Origin of the sequence: Ruegeria sp. HKCCD7255 (assembly GCF_013031565.1) — a bacterium.
Taxonomy (GTDB): domain Bacteria; phylum Pseudomonadota; class Alphaproteobacteria; order Rhodobacterales; family Rhodobacteraceae; genus Ruegeria.
Map to the genome: position 1 here is coordinate 108,889 of NZ_WQAG01000006.1, position 17,245 is coordinate 126,133.

Genomic DNA, 17,245 nt, shown 5'->3' on the forward strand with positions numbered 1-17,245 from the left:
CCGGTTCGTCTATGATCATTGCGCATTCCGATGATTGCCGACATACACACACTAACGCAGGTTTCGCCACAGGCGAAAGGGCGGTTGGCAGATTTTTGCGCAAATAATGAGAGGCCAGATGACGCAGCCAGTACCCATGACCGAGCTTTGGCGCGGACCATTGCTTGAAAGCTATCATCTCGGCCACGCCGTGATCTGCGATGACACCGGACAGATCGTACAAAGCTGGGGCGATCCAAATGCGGTGATCTTTCCCCGGTCATCGGCAAAGATGATCCAGGCACTTCCGCTGATCACCTCTGGGGCGGCGTCGAAATATGGATTGAATTCGGAACACCTGGCCTTGGCCTGTGCGTCGCATAACGGCGCGGCGATACACACCGACCGCGTGACATCATGGCTCGACCATTTGGGGCTGGGCGAAACGGATTTGCGCTGCGGTCCGCAAGAGCCTGCCGACAAGGCCGCCCGCGACCGGCTGATCCTGGCGGATGACACACCTTGTCAGATCCACAACAATTGCTCGGGCAAACACTGCGGGTTTCTGACGCTCGCTCAGCATATGGGGGCCGGGCCGGAATACCTTGAGATCGACCACCCGGTTCAACAGGCCTGCCTGTCCGCTGTCGAAGAGACCACAGGCGAGACAAGCCCAGGCTACGGGATTGACGGCTGTTCGGCCCCCAATTTCGCCACCTCGGTTCTGGGACTGGCACGGTCGATGGCCTGGTTTGCATCGGCCGCTGATCGCTCTGACCGGGCAAGCGATGCGGCACAGCAATTGACCGCAGCCATGGTGAAACACCCCGAGCTTGTGGCCGGTGAGACCCGAGCCTGCACCGAGCTGATGCGCGCCATGGACGGGCGTGCCGCTATCAAGACCGGGGCCGAGGCTGTGTTTGTCGCCATTATCCCGGAAAAGCGGATGGGCGTGGCGCTGAAGATCACCGATGGCACCACCCGCGCCAGCGAATGTGCCATTGCAGCAATATTGGTGAGCCTTGGTGTGCTCGAGGCCGATCACCCGGCCACGAGAAAATTCATGAATGCCACTCAATTCAGCCGCCGTGGCCTGGAAAGCGGAATCATCCGGCCCGCGCCGGGCTTTCCCAACCCGGCCTAGAACTCGTGGATCTCGGCCACCTCAACCGAGCCTGATCCATTCACAACCATGGGGCAGCCTTTCGCCATGTCATTGGCGTCGTCGATCGAGTTGGCCATGACCACGCTGAAACCGGATGCCGGGTTAGCCCCGCCATTGTCTTCGACGCCGTTCGAACTGACAGTATAGGACTGCCCGACCGGGTTACCCGGGATTTTGACCGCGTCGCCCATGCCCTGGAACCAAGCGCCCCATGCGGCCATGGTGGCATCGATCTCGGCTTGGCTCTGTGGCGCCGCGCCGCCGTGGTAGACAAATAAATATTGGGGCATATCGCTCCTCCCTGATGAAATCTATTGGCACTGCGCTTCGAGCTTGCGCAGCGAAGATGTCCAGCCTTTGGTGTGGTTGGCTACTGCGTCGGCATCGGCCAGTTCACGGTGATCCAGAACCAGCCGCGCACCCTCATTGGTGGCTTGGACCGAGAAGGTCACATGGCTTTCCGGGCCGCGTTGATCCTGATCGTCGTGCCAAGCCCAAGTGAACCCGACAGAGTTGGGCGGGTCTATATGAGTCACTTGGCCCGAAACCTTGTATCTCTGGCCTTCGCTGTTTTGCATGACAGAATACCACGGCCCCAACCGTGAGAAATCCAGATCATGTTCGGGAACATGCATACCTTCGGGACCCCACCACCGCAGCAGTTTGGCCCCATCCGTCACCCAGGCAAAAAGGGTTTCGGGGCTGACCGGGAAATCCCGTTCCAGTTTTAAATCGGCCATGATGTCTCCTGCTCCAAAAGATCGCCCAAACGATCCAGGCTTGTTTCCCAGAATTGCCGTTTCGAAATGGTCCAGTCTGCAATGGCCCGCAGCCCTTCAGGTTGGATCGAATAGATGCGCCGCGTTCCTTGCACCCGTTGCTGCACCAAGCCCGCCTGTCGCAGCACCTTTAGATGTCGTGAGATGGCGGCTCCCGACATCCCTTTGCCTCTGACAAGATCACCGGCAGGCAGTTCGCCATGGTCCATAAGTTGTTCAACAATCGACAAACGGGTTTCGTCGGCCAAGGCGGCAAAGGAGGGTACAAGACTGGTCATGATTCTTATTTAACACATTTGTTAAATTAACGAAAGCTGAAAGAAAGCTGGGTGCGCGTGTCACAATCACAGGCCAAATGTGAGAAAAGTCACATACACACGGCCATTTCACGCTAAAGTCGACGCATTCAAGGTACAAAGGTCAAACTGAACAGACATAATACGCTGGTTGTTTGACGCATTAACGAGGAGACTTAAGTTGCGGATTACATCTACTTCCTTAATCGTTCTCAGCGCTGTTGCGCTTGCGGGCTGTGCTTCTCCCTGGTCGCAGACCGAAGTCGTCAATCCAACAACATCAACTGTCCAACCTGCAAGTGCGGTTGCGACACCGCAAGCATCGACAGCATCAACCGGAAGCACCGCTGCTTCGTCTCAGCCCAGCATTGGCGGCGAAGACCGCGAAGGCGGAGACGGCGGAAGCTCGGGTGGCGGAGACTCGGGTGGCAGTTCTGGTGGCGACAGCGGTGGATCTTCCGGTGGCAGCAGCGGTGGTGGATCAGGCGGCGGCGGTGCCGGTGGTAGCAGCGGCGGCGGATCAGGCGGCGGCGGTGCCGGTGGTGGATCCGGTGGTGGTAGTGGATCCGGCGGTGGCAGTGGTACCGGCGGTGGCGGTGGCGATAGCTGGGGTTGATCTGAAAAGGGGCGCGACATGTCACGGCACAGCCTTGCGCGCAAAACAGCGCGCGCTCTGACCCCGGCTCTGGTTGCACTCGTCCTAACGGGTGCATCTCACGCCCAATCGGTGGGCGATACGTTGGGGCAATCGGTCGGTGGCAATCGCATTGCGATTGTCATCGGCAATCAGGACTATGACGTTGTTGGTGATCTCAGCAATGCGCGCAAGGACGCCCAAGACATCGCAGACATGCTGCGCAGCTTCGATTTCAGGGTCTATGACGGATATGACCTCAGCAAACGCGAGTTTGAAGAGCTTATTCGCACGGCCGTTTTGAATATCCCCGATGCTGCGGATGTGCTTTTCTACTATGCGGGCCACGGTATTCAGATCGGGCGGCGGAACTACTTGCTGCCCGTTGATGCCCAGTTCGAGAGCATTTACGATGTTCCCCTGGCAACCATGACACTGGACCGCATAATCGACACCTTGTCCGCGCGCAGTGCTGCGCATGTTGCCATTCTGGATTCCTGCCGGGACAATCCCTTTCAGGATCTTCGTCTGGCGGCTGATCTGGACGCCAACCTGTTTGAAACCCGCTCGGGCTTTGACGTGTTCAGCACACCGCTGAATTCTCTGGTCGCGTATTCCACGTCGCCGGGAGCAGTGGCCAGTGACGGCGACTTGGGTCAAAACAGCCCCTATACAGCGGCAGTTCTGGAGACAGTGAAATCATCGCCCTTCCACAACATCCAGCAGTTGTTCCCTGTCATCCGTGAACGGGTCCACTCGAAAACGTCAGGCAAGCAGATCCCCTGGGAAAGCTCGACTTTGGTGCGCCCGTTCTATCTGGCCCAACAGCAGGCCGAGACTCCGGAAATTCAGGTGGAAAGCACTGGCTCGCAATCGCTGGACCTGAGTCTTCAGTTTGACAAGACCATTCCACTGACGCAACGCATTGAGCAGGCTTTGGGTGACGACATCGTCTCAGTACGTCTTGTTGATTCACCTGATCGCGGCAGCCTGAATACAGGCAGCCGTTCGCAATCAAATGACGTGATCTATACGCCCGAAATCTCGGACACCCGCGCGTTAGAGATTGTAGACAGTTTCTCTGACACGTTCACGGTTGAGGTCGTTACAGATGATCGAACCGCCCAGAATGTTGATGTCTCTCTGGAGCTGGGTCTGAATGCCTGCGACCTTGAGGCTGGCGATGCTCTGGACCTGAACGGTGTCGGCGTATTCAGACTGCCCAACGAACTGAACATAACCAATGCGCTTGCGGCGTGTACCGCAGCTGTGGCCGAACATCCCGACATTGCCAGGTTTCAGTATCAGCTGGGTCGCGCACAACAGGCGGCTGGCAATGTTGCGGACGCCTATGAAAGCTTTTCCGCCGCAGCCGATGCCGGACACATCCGGGCCAAATATGCGCTGGCCATTCTGCTGGACACCGACCGCATAGACCGCGCCGTAACGCGCATCCCCTATGAACCGGACAAGGCGCGCGCGCTGTTGGAAGAAGGCACCGCCCAGCAAGACCCCTATGCTATGCACCGTTTGGGCAAGGACTTGTTGCGCCAAGGCGAAACCGCCGATGAGAAAAAGCGCGGCTTTGAGCTGCTCGAACGCTCGGTCGAGCTGGGTCATACCTTCTCGATGAACGAACTGGGGCTCTATTTCCTGCGCGAGAACTCGGATCACTATATCCCGGAACGCGGAATGCGGTATCTGCGTGCATCTGAACTGCGCAAGGATATCTATGGCTATGACAATCTCGCCTATGTTGCGCTGAACGGGCTGGGTGGCAATCCAGTCGATCTAAACAAGGCTGAAGGATACTTTCTGGCCGCCGCCGAGGGGGGTCACCCCACCGCCCCGGCCAGCATCGCCCGCATGATCCTGCGCGACCAACTTCCGGGCAGGACACGCGCCGAGGCACTCGACTGGTACGACACCTCTTTGTCCCGAGGAGACGCCTGGGGCGGAGCAAATGGTGCATATATCATTCTCGATGGTCAGATCTCGGGGCTCGGCCCGGCGGATGCAGCCTTGCGGGCCGCCAAGGCCGCGCTTCTGCCCAATGAAGAGGCCGCAAGCCAGGCACGATCACAGCTCGACAACATCTCGCGGACGGATCTGGACCGGGCCCTGCAAATGGCGTTGAACGAGCTGGGTGGCAGCATCGCCGTGGACGGTCAGGTCGGGCCTGCAACACAGGCCGCATTGGAAAACATTAGCGCGGAATACGGCGTGCCGGTGCCCTTTGCAGCGTCGAATGACCCGAAAGAGCGGCTATTGCTGGCCGCGCGCGTGTACTGGGCGCAAAACCCGGTGCGGTTCGATCTGTTCTGATACCTCAGGTCACGAAATCGCTGCGTGCATAGCCTTGCAGATACAGCAGGGCCGTCAGATCCCCGTGATTGACACGCACGTCGCATTCGGCTGCAACCGAGGGCTTCGCGTGCAGGGCCACACCGGTTCCGGCCCGCCCCAACATGCCCAAATCATTTGCGCCATCTCCCACCGCGATGACGTCGCTCTCGGCCAGCCCCAAACGGGTTGAAATCTGCTCCAGCGCCTCGATCTTGGCCTGCCGTCCCAGAATGGGCCGCTGCACATCACCGGTCAGCTTGCCCTCTTCGGCCAGCAGCGTATTGGCGCGGTTCTCGTCAAATCCCAACTCGGCAGCAACCTGTGACGTAAAGGCCGTGAACCCGCCAGACACCAGCGCTGCGTAAGCACCGTTTGCCCGCATCGTCGCCAAAAGCGCTTTGCCACCCGGCATCAATGTGATCCGCTCGTTCAGAACCTTGTCGATCACACTTTCATCGAGGCCTTTCAACAGCCCAACCCGCTCGGTCAGCGCGCCTTCGAAATCCAGCTCGCCATTCATCGCGCGCGCCGTGATGTCCTTGACCTGTGCGCCTACACCGGCCTCATCGGCCAATTCGTCGATGCATTCCTGCTGAATCATGGTGCTGTCCATATCCGCCAACAGCATCTTTTTGCGCCGACCCTCGGCCGGTTGCACGATCAGGTCGACTCCGGAATTCTGGAGGTCTTGCCAGACGTCCCACAGGTTCTCTGGCACTGTTGGCAATGAAAACTCGGCCGCCTCGTCAGGGCTCAGCCAGATCCCGTCGCCGCCAGCCCAAGCATTGCGCAGTGACTCGACCAAGGCCTGTTCCAGAGTGGGCGCATTGGGATTGGTCAACAGGGTGGCAATGTACATCTTGGGTCTCCGGTTCGTTCCCCTGCGAATAACGCAGGGGTCCGCGTTTCACCAGAGACAGATTGACCTAACCCAGAATACCCGGCAGACGCAGGCCATGCGCCCGAGCACAGTCCTTGGCGCTCTGGTAGCCCGCATCCGCATGGCGCCAGACGCCCGAGGCCGGATCGTTCCACAGCACACGCTCCAACCGCCGTGCCGCGTCGTCTGTACCATCGGCACAGATCACCACACCCGCATGCTGGCTGAACCCCATGCCAACGCCCCCGCCGTGATGCAACGACACCCAGGTCGCGCCGCTGGCCGTGTTGATGAGCGCGTTCAACAACGGCCAGTCAGAGACAGCGTCTGATCCGTCCAGCATTGCTTCGGTCTCGCGATTAGGGCTGGCGACCGAGCCCGAATCCAAGTGGTCACGACCGATGACAACTGGTGCCTTCAGCTCACCGCTTGCAACCATCTCGTTGAACGCCAAACCAGCGCGGTGACGGTCGCCCAACCCGATCCAGCAGATGCGCGCCGGAAGCCCCTGAAACGCGATACGGTCCGAGGCCATGTCGAGCCACCGGTGCAAATGCGTGTTCTCGGGGAACAGCTCTTTCATCTTGGCGTCGGTCTTGTGGATGTCTTCGGGATCACCTGACAAGGCACACCACCGGAACGGCCCGATCCCCTTGCAGAATAGCGGGCGGATATAGGCTGGTACGAATCCGGGAAAGGCAAAGGCGTTTTCAAGCCCTTCATCCTGCGCCACCTGACGAATGTTGTTGCCGTAATCCAGCGTGGGCACGCCTGCATTCCAGAAATCCACCATCGCGGCCACATGCTGCTTCATTGAAGCGCGCGCAGCCTTTTCAACCGCTTTAGGGTCTATTTCGCGCTTCTCTCGCCATTCGGCCATCGACCAGCCCAAAGGAAGGTAGCCGTTGATCGGGTCATGCGCGCTGGTCTGGTCGGTGACGATATCGGGGCGCATGCCACCTGCGGTCATGCGACGATAGATCTCGGGGAAGATCTCGGCCGCATTGCCCAACAGACCGACAGACTTTGCCTCTCCTGCCTTGGTCCAGCGGTCGATCATCGCCAATGCTTCGTCCAGCGTCTCTGCCTTTTCGTCCAGATATTTGGTGCGCAGACGAAATTCGATACTGTCAGGGTTGCACTCCACCGCCAAACAACAAGCACCCGCAAAGACAGCGGCCAAGGGCTGCGCACCACCCATACCGCCCAAACCACCGGTCAAGATCCACTTTCCGGTCAGATCACCGCCATAGTGCTGGCGTCCAGCCTCAGCAAAGGTCTCATAAGTCCCCTGCACGATGCCCTGCGTGCCGATATAGATCCACGACCCAGCCGTCATCTGGCCGTACATCATCAGGCCCTTTTTATCGAGTTCGTTAAAGTGGTCCCAGGTCGCCCAATGGGGCACGAGGTTTGAATTGGCGATCAAAACGCGAGGGGCATCGGTGTGGGTGCGGATGATCGCAACCGGTTTACCGGATTGGACAATCAACGTCTCATCCGCCTCCAGATCCTTCAAACCATCAACAATAGTGTCGAAATCCTTCCATGTCCGCGCCGCGCGTCCGATACCGCCATAGACCACCAGCTCATGCGGGTTTTCAGCCACGTCCGGGTGCAGATTGTTCATCAACATCCGCAACGGGGCCTCGGTCAGCCAGCTTTTGGCGTTCAACTCGGGGCCGGTCGGGGGGAAGATATCGCGCGTGTTTTTGCGGGGATCGGTCATGGGGCAAGCTCCAAAGCAGTGTCTTGGATGGCGGTCAGAATATCGTGCAACCACGGGCGCAGGCGATTGGCCTTGCCAGAGTCGAAAGCCCAGGGTTCGGTTTCGGCGGTCAGATAGGTCGATTGCGCCAGTTCCATCTGGATGGCGTGAATCCCAGCTTCCGGTTGGCCATAGTGACGGGTCGACCAGCCCCCACGAAAACGGCCGTTCAGGACCGTGTCAAAGGGTGAGGATGCTGCAAGTTCATTCGTAACAAACTCTATCTTCGGCGCGCAGGTCACACCGTTGTCGGTTCCGATATTGAGGTCCGGCAAGGTACCTTTGAACAAGAACGGAATGCGGCTGCGGATCGAATGACAATCGAACAAGACCGCAACACCATGGCGGGTTTTTACTCTGCGCAATTCCTCAGCCAGCGCCGCGTGATACGGCGCATGATAGGCGTGCCGCCGCGCTTCGATCTCATCAACTGACGACTCTTGTCCGGATTGCCAGATCGGCTGGCCGTCGAAATCCGTCACGGGCACCAGAGTGGTTGTGTTTTGCCCTGGGTAGAGTGATACGCCGTTTGGGTCCCGATTTGCGTCGATCACATAACGGTGAACATGGGATTGTACGACGGTTGCATCGGCTAGAAGTCCTTCATAGAGCCTATTTATGTGCCAATCTGTGTCTTTCAGCGACCGCCCGTTTGCGTTCAGACGGGCGGCAACGTCATCGGGAACATAGGTCCCGCCATGCGGTTGCCCCAACACGATCGGGCTTTGGCCCCGTGTGACAGACACGACCTGCATCATGACAGCTCCGGCATCGGGCTTGCGACTGCGTGTAAAATGTCGCCGCTTTCGACCAATGCGCGGGCCTTTTCCAGCTCGGGTGCGAGATAGCGGTCGTCGGTCAGCGACGGGATCTCGACGCGCAGTCGGTCAATGGCCCGTTGTAACGGCGCGCTTGTGGTCAAGGGCGCGCGGAATTCGATACCTTGCGCCGCGCAAAGCAGTTCGATCCCCAGAATATAGTTCAGGTTTCCGACCATCCGCTTTAACCGCCGTGCCCCATGCGCAGCCATCGAGACGTGGTCTTCTTGATTGGCCGAGGTTGGGGTGCTGTCGGTGACGCAAGGGTTGGCCAGATGCTTGTTCTCGCTCATCAGCGCTGCGGTCGTAACCTCGGCGATCATCAGCCCCGAATTCAGCCCTGGCTCCGGTGTCAGAAATGGCGGCAGATCAAAGCTGAGCGCCGGGTCGACCATCAGGGCAATGCGGCGCTGCGCGATGGCACCAATCTCGGATATCGCCAAGGCAATCATATCTGCGGCAAACCCCACTGGTTCTGCGTGGAAGTTACCACCAGACACGATGGCCTCAGGCGCGCTGAGTACCAGAGGATTATCTGTTGCGGCATTCGCCTCGGTCACCAGCGTTGTTGCCGCCTGACGCATTACATCCAGCGCCGCGCCGGTGACTTGCGGCTGACAGCGGATGCAATATGGGTCCTGGACGCGCGTATCCCCGTCCCTGTGGCTTTCACGGATCTCCGATCCTGCCAGAACCTCCCGCATCGCCGCTGCTGCATCGATCTGCCCCCGATGCCCGCGCAGCGCATGGATTTCGGGCTGCAAAGGCGCAGTCGAACCCATGATCGCGTCGGTCGACATGGCCGAAACGACCAAGGCATTTTGAGCAGCGCGCCAGGCCTGGAACAAACCGCCAAGCGCATATGCGGTTGAAAACTGGGTCCCGTTGATGAAGGCCAATCCTTCTTTTGGCCCCAAAGAAACAGGCTCTAAACCTGCGTTTTTCAATGCATCCGCGCCGGGCAGAACAGCACCGTTTACCTCGGCCTCTCCCTCTCCGATGATCACGGCGGTCATATGGGCCAAAGGCGCAAGATCGCCCGAAGCACCCACAGACCCTTGCGCAGGGATCACCGGCGTCACACCACGCGCCAGCATCTGTTGCAACAGATCGATCAATTCCCAACGCACCCCGGATGCGCCACGGCCAAAGGACATCAGCTTGAGCGACATCATCAGCCGCACCAAGCGGCGCGGGACCGCCTCGCCAACGCCGCAACAATGGCTTAGGATCAGATTTCGCTGCAGGGTCGAGGTGTCCTCAGGCGCGATTTTGTGGCTGGCCAGTTTTCCAAACCCGGTATTCACACCGTAAACGGCTTGCGCTCCAGCGGCGGCCTCGGCAATGCGCTGTGCTGCGTTGTCCACTGCGGGCTTGCAGGCCGGGTCTAGACGAATGGGTGTTTCGTTCCAATAGATCTGCGCAAGCTGTTCCAGCGACACAGAGCCGGGCGTCAGGGTCAGTTTCGTCATGTCCGCTCTCCCACCAACCGCGCGTGAAGCGGGTTGAATCCGATGCGATAGGCAAGCTCGGCCGGGTGTGTGACATCCCAGACGGCCAGATCCGCCCGCAATCCCGGCACGATGCGGCCTGTGTCATCCAAACCCAGCGCACGGGCTGCGTTTTTGGTGACGCCGGCCAGCGCTTCTTCGGGTGTGAGTCGGAACAAGGTGCAACCCATATTCATGGTCAGCAACAAAGACGCTAGCGGAGACGAGCCGGGGTTGCAGTCCGTCGCCAACGCCATGGGGACGTTGTGGCGGCGTAGATCCTGAACCGGCGGCACCTGCGTTTCGCGCAATGTATAGAACGCACCGGGCAGAAGGACTGCAACCGTTCCGGCATCTCCCATCGCGGCCACGCCATCCTCGTCCAAGTATTCGATATGATCTGCGGACAACGCTCCGTAAGATGCTGCGAGCTTGGCACCTCCGAGGTTCGACAGCTGTTCAGCGTGCAGCTTCACCGGCAGGCCCAGCGCTTTCGCGGCATCGAACACGCGCGCGATCTGATTGGTGTCAAAAGCGATGCCTTCGCAGAACCCGTCAACTGCGTCCACCAGGCCTTCGGCATGTGCCGCGCGCAGCGTCGGAATACAGACCTCATCGATATAGGCATCTGCCCGATCCGCGTATTCCGGGGGGATGGCATGAGCCCCGAGGAAGCTTGTTTTGACCCTAACATTGCGCTTTTCGGGGATCTGTCGTGCCACTCGCAGCATTCGCAATTCGGTTTCACGGTCCAGACCATAGCCGGATTTCACCTCGATGCAGCTGACCCCCTCGGCGATCAGAGCGTCAACGCGGGTCAGCGCATCGCTCAGCAAGGTTTGATCACTGGCGGCACGGGTTGCGTTCACTGTGGACAGGATTCCGCCTCCGGCACGGGCGATCTCCTCATAAGATGCCCCGTTCAATCGCATCTCGAATTCAACCGCGCGATTGCCGCCAAAGACCACATGAGTATGCGCATCAATCAACGCAGGCGTCATGAGGCGATCACCGTCATCAACACGTGGCCACTGACTGTATTCTGCGGGCAGCTCCGCCTGCACGCCCACCCAAGCGATCCGTCCGGCTTCGATGGCAACTGCGCCGTTATCGATCATGCCATAGGCCCGTGGGCCGTCCATCGTGGCCAAAGACCGGCAGAAAATCACAGATTTTTCCGTCATCGCGATTCTTTTGGACTCCCTTCGTGTAGAATTTTTTGTATACGTATAATAGTTATATTACTACACAAAATGAGAACACCGTGACGATCTTTGCCGAATCCGCTTTGTTAGGCTCTGAATGGGCCAGAAACATCCGTGTGATCGTCGAAGATGGGCGGATCGCGCAGGTAGAACAGGGTGCACAACCCAAGGATCATGACATCCAGGTCAGTGTATTGCTTCCCGCGCTTGCGAACCTTCACAGCCACGCTTTTCAGCGCGCCATGGCCGGGATGACCGAAACCCGCGTTGAAGGGCGAGAGAGCTTTTGGACATGGCGCGACTTGATGTATCGGTTTCTGGATCGTTTGACGCCTGATCACATCCAGTCCATCGCCGCACTGGCCTTTCTTGAGATGCAAGAGGCCGGTTTCGCTTCGGTCGGAGAGTTCCACTACGTCCATCATCAACCCGGCGGTCAGCGGTATGACAGCGAAAGCGAGCTAAGCCAGCGCATCTTTGCTGCCGCTGAACAGACCGGAATCGGGCTGACGCATTTGCCGGTGCTGTATACCTATGGCGGTGTCGAACAGCAGCCGCTTGAGGGTGGGCAGTTGCGGTTTGGAAATCGCGTGGATGAATATCTCAACTTGCTAGAAGCCTGCCGCGACCGCTTGCCCCTGCCCGACAGCGCAATTGGCATTGCGCCACATTCGTTACGGGCAACCTCGGCGCATGATCTGCGCGAGGTGTTAGATCACACCACGGATGGCCCGGTTCATATTCACATCGCCGAACAGGTCAAAGAAGTTCAGGATGTGCAAAACGCCCTCGGTGCACGACCAGTGGAGTGGCTGTTAAACAATGCCGATCTAAACGACCGCTGGTGCCTGATCCACGCAACCCATATGACCGATGCGGAAACGATCGCTATGGCCCGATCCGGTGCGGTGGCTGGCCTCTGCCCGATCACCGAGGCCAATCTGGGCGACGGTATCTTCAACGGGGCCACCTATCTGCCTGCGCAAGGGACGTTTGGCGTCGGCACAGACTCCAACATACGGATATCAGCCCCGGAAGAGCTGCGCATGTTGGAGTATTCCCAACGATTGCGGGATAAGGCGCGGGCAGTTCTGGTGCCCGAGGCTGGATCGGTTGGCCAGACACTGTATTGCGGCGCGGCGCTCGGCGGGGCACAGGCGCTCGCCCGGAAGGCGGGGCAGATTGCACCGGGATATCTGGCGGATCTTGTCGCCATCGACCGCACCCACCCGACCCTGTGCGCGCTGAAGGATGATCAGGTGCTGGATGGTCTGTGTTTCGCCGCACCTAACGGGTTGGTCACCGATCTGTGGTCCGCTGGGCGGCACATGGTTCGGGGCGGGCGGCATATCGTGCGCGACGCCATCCTGCCCGCCTATCGCACCGCGATGCGTGATCTCTTGCAAAACGTCTGAAACCCCAAGTATCAGAGCCTGAATGACCCAATCCAACGACATAACCGGTTACAAAGACATCAAGCAGACCGTGCTTGAGCGTATCCGCTCGGGCGAATGGCAACCCGACACATTGCTGCCCAACGAAGAAGAGCTGGCGACCAGCTTTTCCTGCACCCGCACAACGGTAAACCGCGCGTTGAGAGAGCTGGCCGAGGAAGGGTATCTGGAGCGACGTCGCAAGGCCGGAACCCGAGTTTTAAGTGCGCCGCAGAGGCAGGCCAAATTCACTATTCCGCTCGTGCGCGATGAAGTCACTGCGGCTGGTGGCGTCTACCGCTACGCCCATGTCTCAACCGAAATTCTCGACGCACCGGAATGGCTCTGCGCGCGTCTGGCTCTGCGCAAAGGTCAACAGGTTGCCCATGTGCGCTGCATGCACTTTTCCGGGAACACCCCGTTCCAATTCGAAGACCGCTGGATCAATGCCGCCAGCGTGCCGCAGGTTTTGGCAGCCGATTTCGCCGAATTAGGCCCGAACGAGTGGTTGGTTCAGACTGTACCTTTCACCAATGTCGAGCTCTCCTTTCTCGCCAGCCGCGCCGATGAAACGGTTGCCGGTTTTCTGGACCTGCCCAAAGATGATCCGGTTTTCACCGCCGAGCGGATCACCTGGCTGCAGGGGGCACCAGTGACTTTCGCAAAGCTCTATTTCGGCGCGGGATATCGGATGACCACTCAAATCTAAGGACTTAGGCGCGCAGAGGAACACGGCCATGATCCGTCAAAAGCCAGCAGTCTTTTCCTTCGAAGACTGCGACGGAAACAGGATGGCCATAGCCAGCACCTGTATCCAGATTGACCCGGTTGCCATAATGCGTAGCTGCATCAACAGGGGTGTGACCGTGTACTATCAACTTAGGATGCGTTCCGATAAAATTGTGGAACTCCTGCCGAATCCAAACCAGATCGTTTGCATTTTGCGCATTCAAAGCGACGCCTGGTCGAATTCCCGCATGTACAAAAGCGAGGTCTGGCGTTTGATGCATCAGCACCAGATCCCGCAGGAATGCCTCGTGTGAGTACGGAACGGCAGCTTTCGCCTTCGCGTGCAAATCCTCAAGCCGGATCTGCCCCTCGAACTCAACACCATAGCTCTTGAGCGTCTCGATCCCGCCCAAGCGGTCATGCAGCCAATGGTAGCCGACCAACAGATGCGGATCATGACGTGGGATATCCTCCATGAACCAGGCGAACATCCTGTCATGATTGCCAAGAAGTGTGATCCAGTTGCGCCCGGCATCCTTGCCACAGATCAGACGGTCGATTACGCCAAGACTGTCCGGTCCCCGGTCAACGTAGTCACCCAGAAATATAATCTGCGCGCACGGTCCGCCATCCTCCGTAATCAACGCTAGTGCTCGATCAAATTCGGCCGTTTGCCCGTGCAGGTCACCAACAGCGTATATCGGGTCCGTCATAAGGCTTCCTCAGCATCTCGACTGCTTGCTTTTTGACGCAAATCCCATTGAGAAAAAAGACAATGCCCGCTCTGGGTTCAGAGCGGGCATGAAACTGTCTCAGAAACTCAACAGCTTGGGTCAGGCCACATCGAACTGCAACGGTTTGATCTGTGTGAACAGCCCTGTCTCGGCCAGTTTGGCGCGTGCCTCAGCAGGGACAGGCTCGTCCACATAGAGCAACGCAATCGCTTCCCCGCCTGCAGCGGCGCGGCCCAGTGTAAAGTTGGCGATGTTCACGCCGTGCTCGCCCATCGTCTGCCCCAGCGCACCGATAATACCCGGCACGTCTTCGTTGGTGGTATAGAGCATATGAGCACCGACCTCGGCATCGATGTTGATACCTTTGATCTGGATAAAGCGCGGTTTTCCGTCGCTGAACACGGTGCCGCCAATCGAACGCTCGCGCTTTTCGGTCACAACGGTCACCTTGATATAGCCCTCGAACGCACCGGATTTGTCCTGGTTGGTGGTCGAGATCTGAATACCGCGTTCTTTGGCAACAACAGGGGCCGAGACCATGTTTACCTCGGGGTTGAACTTTTTCATGATCCCCGCCACGACCGAACAGTTCAGCGCAGCCAGGTTCATCTCGGCAGCGACCCCGTCATAGAGGATGTTGATCGCTTTGATCGGCTCATCCGTCATCTGACCGATGAAGCTGCCCAAATGACCGGCCAGCTTGATCCATGGGCCCATGACCTTGGCTTCTTCCGCCGTCACGCTGGGCATGTTCAGCGCGTTTTCCACCGCGCCGGTCAGCAGATAGTTCGAGATCTGCTCGGCAACTTGCAGCGCCACGTTTTCCTGTGCCTCGGTTGTCGCCGCACCAAGGTGCGGTGTGCAGACCACGTTGGGCAGGTTGAACAGGGCGTTTTCCTTGGCCGGTTCTTTGCTGAACACATCAAAGGCCGCACCGGCGACATGGCCCGATTGCAACGCTTCGGCCAGAGCCTCTTCGTCCACCAGACCACCCCGGGCACAGTTGACGATACGCACGCCTTTTTTGGTCTTGGCCAGGTTTTCGCGGCTGAGGATATTCCGGGTCTGATCGGTCAGCGGAACGTGCAGAGTGATGAAATCGGCGCGGGCCAGCAGCTCATCCAGTTCCACCTTTTCCACACCCATCTTGGCGGCTTTCTCTTCGCCCAGATAGGGGTCATAGGCCACAACCTTCATCTTCAGGCCCAGCGCACGTTCACAGACGATACCACCGATATTGCCCGCGCCGATGACGCCGAGGGTCTTGTTGGTCAGCTCGATCCCCATGAACTTGGACTTTTCCCACTTGCCCGCATGGGTCGAGGTTGAGGCTTCGGGGATTTGCCGCGCGACCGCGAACATCATCGCAATCGCGTGTTCAGCCGTGGTGATCATGTTGCCGAACGGCGTGTTCATCACGATCACACCCTTTTTCGACGCCGCTTCCTTGTCGATATTGTCAGTGCCAATCCCGGCGCGACCGATGACTTTCAGCTTGTCGGCCTTTTCCAGAATGGTCGGTGTGACCTTGGTGGCCGACCGGATGGCGAGACCGTCATACTGACCAATCACCTCGGCCAGTTTATCTTTGTCCTTACCCAGATCGGGCATGAAATCCACGTCGATACCGCGATCCCGAAAGATCTGCACGGCGGTTTCGCTGAGCTTGTCAGATACGAGTACTTTGGGGGCCATAATCTCTGGTCCTTGAATTGTATGGAAAGTCCGGGCCAGACGCGGCCCGGAAAAAAGGTCAGGCGGCTTCGCTTTGCGCTGCGATCTCAGCCTCAAACGCCCAGGCCAGCCATGGCAGCATTGCCTCGATATCCGAGGTCTCAACCGTGCCGCCGCACCAGATGCGCAGGCCCGCGGGCGCGTCACGATAGGCGCCGATGTCCAGCGCGATGTTCTCGGCCTCCAGCCGTTTGGCCACGGCCTTGGCAAAGCTTGCGCCATTTTGGATGCGCGGGTCGGTGAATTTGAGGCACACAGAAGTGTTGGATTGCGTCGCTGCGTCTTCGGCCAGGTTGGCGATCCAGTCGTTCTGGTCACAGAACGCATGTACCGCACCGGCATTGGCGTCGGCCCGCGCGATCAGGCCTTGCAGTCCACCGACCGAGCGCGCCCAGTCTAGCGCGAACAGATAATCTTCGACCGCAAGCATCGACGGCGTGTTGATCGTTGCACCTGTAAAGATGCCTTCGATCAACTTACCACCTTTGGTCAGGCGGAAGATCTTGGGCAAGGGCCAAGCGGGGGTGTAGCTTTCCAACCGCTCAACAGCGCGGGGGCTCAGGACGATCATGCCATGTGCGGCCTCGCCACCCAGCACTTTTTGCCAGCTGAACGTGGTCACATCCAGTTTGTCCCAGGGCAGGTCCATCGCAAATGCGGCGCTTGTGGCGTCGCAAATGGTCAGCCCGGCGCGGTCATCCGCGATCCAGTCGCCATTCGGCACCCGCACGCCCGAGGTGGTGCCGTTCCAGGTAAACACAACGTCATTGGCGAAATCGACCGAGGCCAGATCGACGATCTGCCCATAATCAGCGGTTTTGATCTCGGCGTCGATCTTCAGTTGTTTGACCACATCGGTCACCCAACCCGCGCCAAAGCTTTCCCAGGCCAGCATCTCGACCTTGCGTTCGCCAAGCAGCGACCACATCGCCATCTCGACCGCACCGGTGTCCGAGGCGGGAACGATGCCAATCTTGTAGTCCGCCGGAATGCCCAGCACCTCACGCGTGCCTTCGATGGCGGCTTTCAGCTTGTCCTTGCCGACAGCAGCACGGTGCGAGCGGCCCAGCGCAGCATCGGCCAGTTTGCTGAGTTCAAATGTAGGGGGTTTGGCGCAGGGGCCCGAGGAAAAACGCGGATTCGCCGGCCGCATATCAGGTTTGCGCACGGCGTCACGCGACGCCGGTTGTTCGATAGTCATCTGTATTACCCTTCCAGATACACGCCCCTCGTTGGGGAGGGGTGTCCCACGGGC

16 protein-coding genes are annotated in these 17,245 nt (G+C 58.8%); 5 read left to right on the plus strand and 11 right to left on the minus strand.

All coding sequences use genetic code 11. The features are described 5' to 3' along the window. Positions 1 to 118: 118 nt before the first annotated feature. Complete coding sequence (locus tag GOX45_RS12750) at positions 119 to 1,123, plus strand: asparaginase (RefSeq protein ID WP_171101472.1); 1,005 nt, start codon at positions 119 to 121, stop codon at positions 1,121 to 1,123. Here GOX45_RS12750 and GOX45_RS12755 read toward each other — a convergent pair. The 3 genes from GOX45_RS12755 to GOX45_RS12765 are packed head-to-tail and all read right to left on the minus strand — an operon-like array spanning position 1,120 to position 2,201. Beyond that, positions 1,120 to 1,434, minus strand: coding sequence for a YciI family protein (locus tag GOX45_RS12755; protein WP_171101474.1), 315 nt, complete (start codon positions 1,432 to 1,434; stop codon positions 1,120 to 1,122). The two genes, GOX45_RS12750 and GOX45_RS12755, sit on opposite strands and share 4 nt — an antisense overlap. Before the next feature lie 21 nt (positions 1,435 to 1,455). Further along, the gene (locus tag GOX45_RS12760; protein WP_171101477.1) at positions 1,456 to 1,884 is read right to left on the minus strand and encodes an SRPBCC domain-containing protein; all 429 of its coding nucleotides are present in this window, start codon (positions 1,882 to 1,884) and stop codon (positions 1,456 to 1,458) included. After that, positions 1,872 to 2,201: a helix-turn-helix transcriptional regulator gene (locus GOX45_RS12765; protein ID WP_171101479.1), complete on the minus strand. Its 330-nt coding sequence runs from the start codon at positions 2,199 to 2,201 to the stop codon at positions 1,872 to 1,874. Before GOX45_RS12765 ends, GOX45_RS12760 begins: the two co-directional genes overlap by 13 nt. Before the next feature lie 443 nt (positions 2,202 to 2,644). Here GOX45_RS12765 and GOX45_RS12770 point away from each other — a divergent pair, with 443 nt between their 5' ends. Next, on the plus strand, positions 2,645 to 2,896 hold the full coding sequence (locus tag GOX45_RS12770; RefSeq protein ID WP_171101481.1) for a hypothetical protein: 252 nt from the start codon (positions 2,645 to 2,647) through the stop codon (positions 2,894 to 2,896). Beyond that, positions 2,854 to 5,178, plus strand: a complete 2,325-nt coding sequence (locus GOX45_RS12775; RefSeq protein ID WP_171101483.1) for a caspase family protein — start codon at positions 2,854 to 2,856, stop codon at positions 5,176 to 5,178. Before GOX45_RS12770 ends, GOX45_RS12775 begins: the two co-directional genes overlap by 43 nt. A 4-nt stretch (positions 5,179 to 5,182) precedes the next feature. On the opposite strand, the gene serB is transcribed toward GOX45_RS12775, so the two are convergent. From serB to hutI, 5 genes are all read right to left on the minus strand, one after another. After that, a complete protein-coding gene (gene serB, locus GOX45_RS12780) occupies positions 5,183 to 6,058 on the minus strand; it encodes a phosphoserine phosphatase SerB (RefSeq protein WP_171101485.1) in 876 nt (291 codons plus the stop codon). A 67-nt stretch (positions 6,059 to 6,125) separates the two neighbouring features. Then, a complete protein-coding gene (gene hutU / locus GOX45_RS12785; protein WP_171101486.1) occupies positions 6,126 to 7,808 on the minus strand; it encodes a urocanate hydratase in 1,683 nt (560 codons plus the stop codon). Further along, on the minus strand, positions 7,805 to 8,602 hold the full coding sequence (gene hutG, locus GOX45_RS12790) for an N-formylglutamate deformylase (protein WP_171101489.1): 798 nt from the start codon (positions 8,600 to 8,602) through the stop codon (positions 7,805 to 7,807). The genes hutU and hutG overlap by 4 nt, the downstream gene beginning before the upstream one ends. After that, the gene (gene hutH / locus GOX45_RS12795; RefSeq protein ID WP_171101490.1) at positions 8,602 to 10,137 is read right to left on the minus strand and encodes a histidine ammonia-lyase; all 1,536 of its coding nucleotides are present in this window, start codon (positions 10,135 to 10,137) and stop codon (positions 8,602 to 8,604) included. The genes hutG and hutH overlap by 1 nt, the downstream gene beginning before the upstream one ends. Further along, positions 10,134 to 11,339 (minus strand): imidazolonepropionase, encoded by a 1,206-nt coding sequence (gene hutI / locus GOX45_RS12800; RefSeq protein WP_171101491.1) that lies wholly within the window; start codon positions 11,337 to 11,339, stop codon positions 10,134 to 10,136. Before hutI ends, hutH begins: the two co-directional genes overlap by 4 nt. 80 nt (positions 11,340 to 11,419) lie before the next feature. On the opposite strand from hutI, the gene GOX45_RS12805 reads away from it, so the two are divergent. Both GOX45_RS12805 and GOX45_RS12810 read left to right on the plus strand, forming a co-directional pair. Continuing rightward, a complete protein-coding gene (locus GOX45_RS12805; protein WP_171101492.1) occupies positions 11,420 to 12,775 on the plus strand; it encodes a formimidoylglutamate deiminase in 1,356 nt (451 codons plus the stop codon). A 22-nt stretch (positions 12,776 to 12,797) separates the two neighbouring features. Continuing rightward, positions 12,798 to 13,502 (plus strand): GntR family transcriptional regulator, encoded by a 705-nt coding sequence (locus GOX45_RS12810; RefSeq protein WP_171101496.1) that lies wholly within the window; start codon positions 12,798 to 12,800, stop codon positions 13,500 to 13,502. 4 nt (positions 13,503 to 13,506) lie between these two features. Here GOX45_RS12810 and GOX45_RS12815 read toward each other — a convergent pair whose 3' ends face one another. The 3 genes from GOX45_RS12815 to GOX45_RS12825 all read right to left on the minus strand — a co-directional run bounded on the left by GOX45_RS12815 (position 13,507) and on the right by GOX45_RS12825 (position 17,191). Beyond that, positions 13,507 to 14,235, minus strand: a complete 729-nt coding sequence (locus GOX45_RS12815) for a metallophosphoesterase (protein WP_171101498.1) — start codon at positions 14,233 to 14,235, stop codon at positions 13,507 to 13,509. 120 nt (positions 14,236 to 14,355) lie between these two features. Further along, entirely contained in the window at positions 14,356 to 15,951 is a 1,596-nt protein-coding gene (serA, locus tag GOX45_RS12820) for a phosphoglycerate dehydrogenase (RefSeq protein WP_171101500.1), read from the minus strand. Between the two features lie 58 nt (positions 15,952 to 16,009). Further along, positions 16,010 to 17,191, minus strand: a complete 1,182-nt coding sequence (locus tag GOX45_RS12825) for a phosphoserine transaminase (protein ID WP_171101501.1) — start codon at positions 17,189 to 17,191, stop codon at positions 16,010 to 16,012. Positions 17,192 to 17,245: the final 54 nt, after the last annotated feature.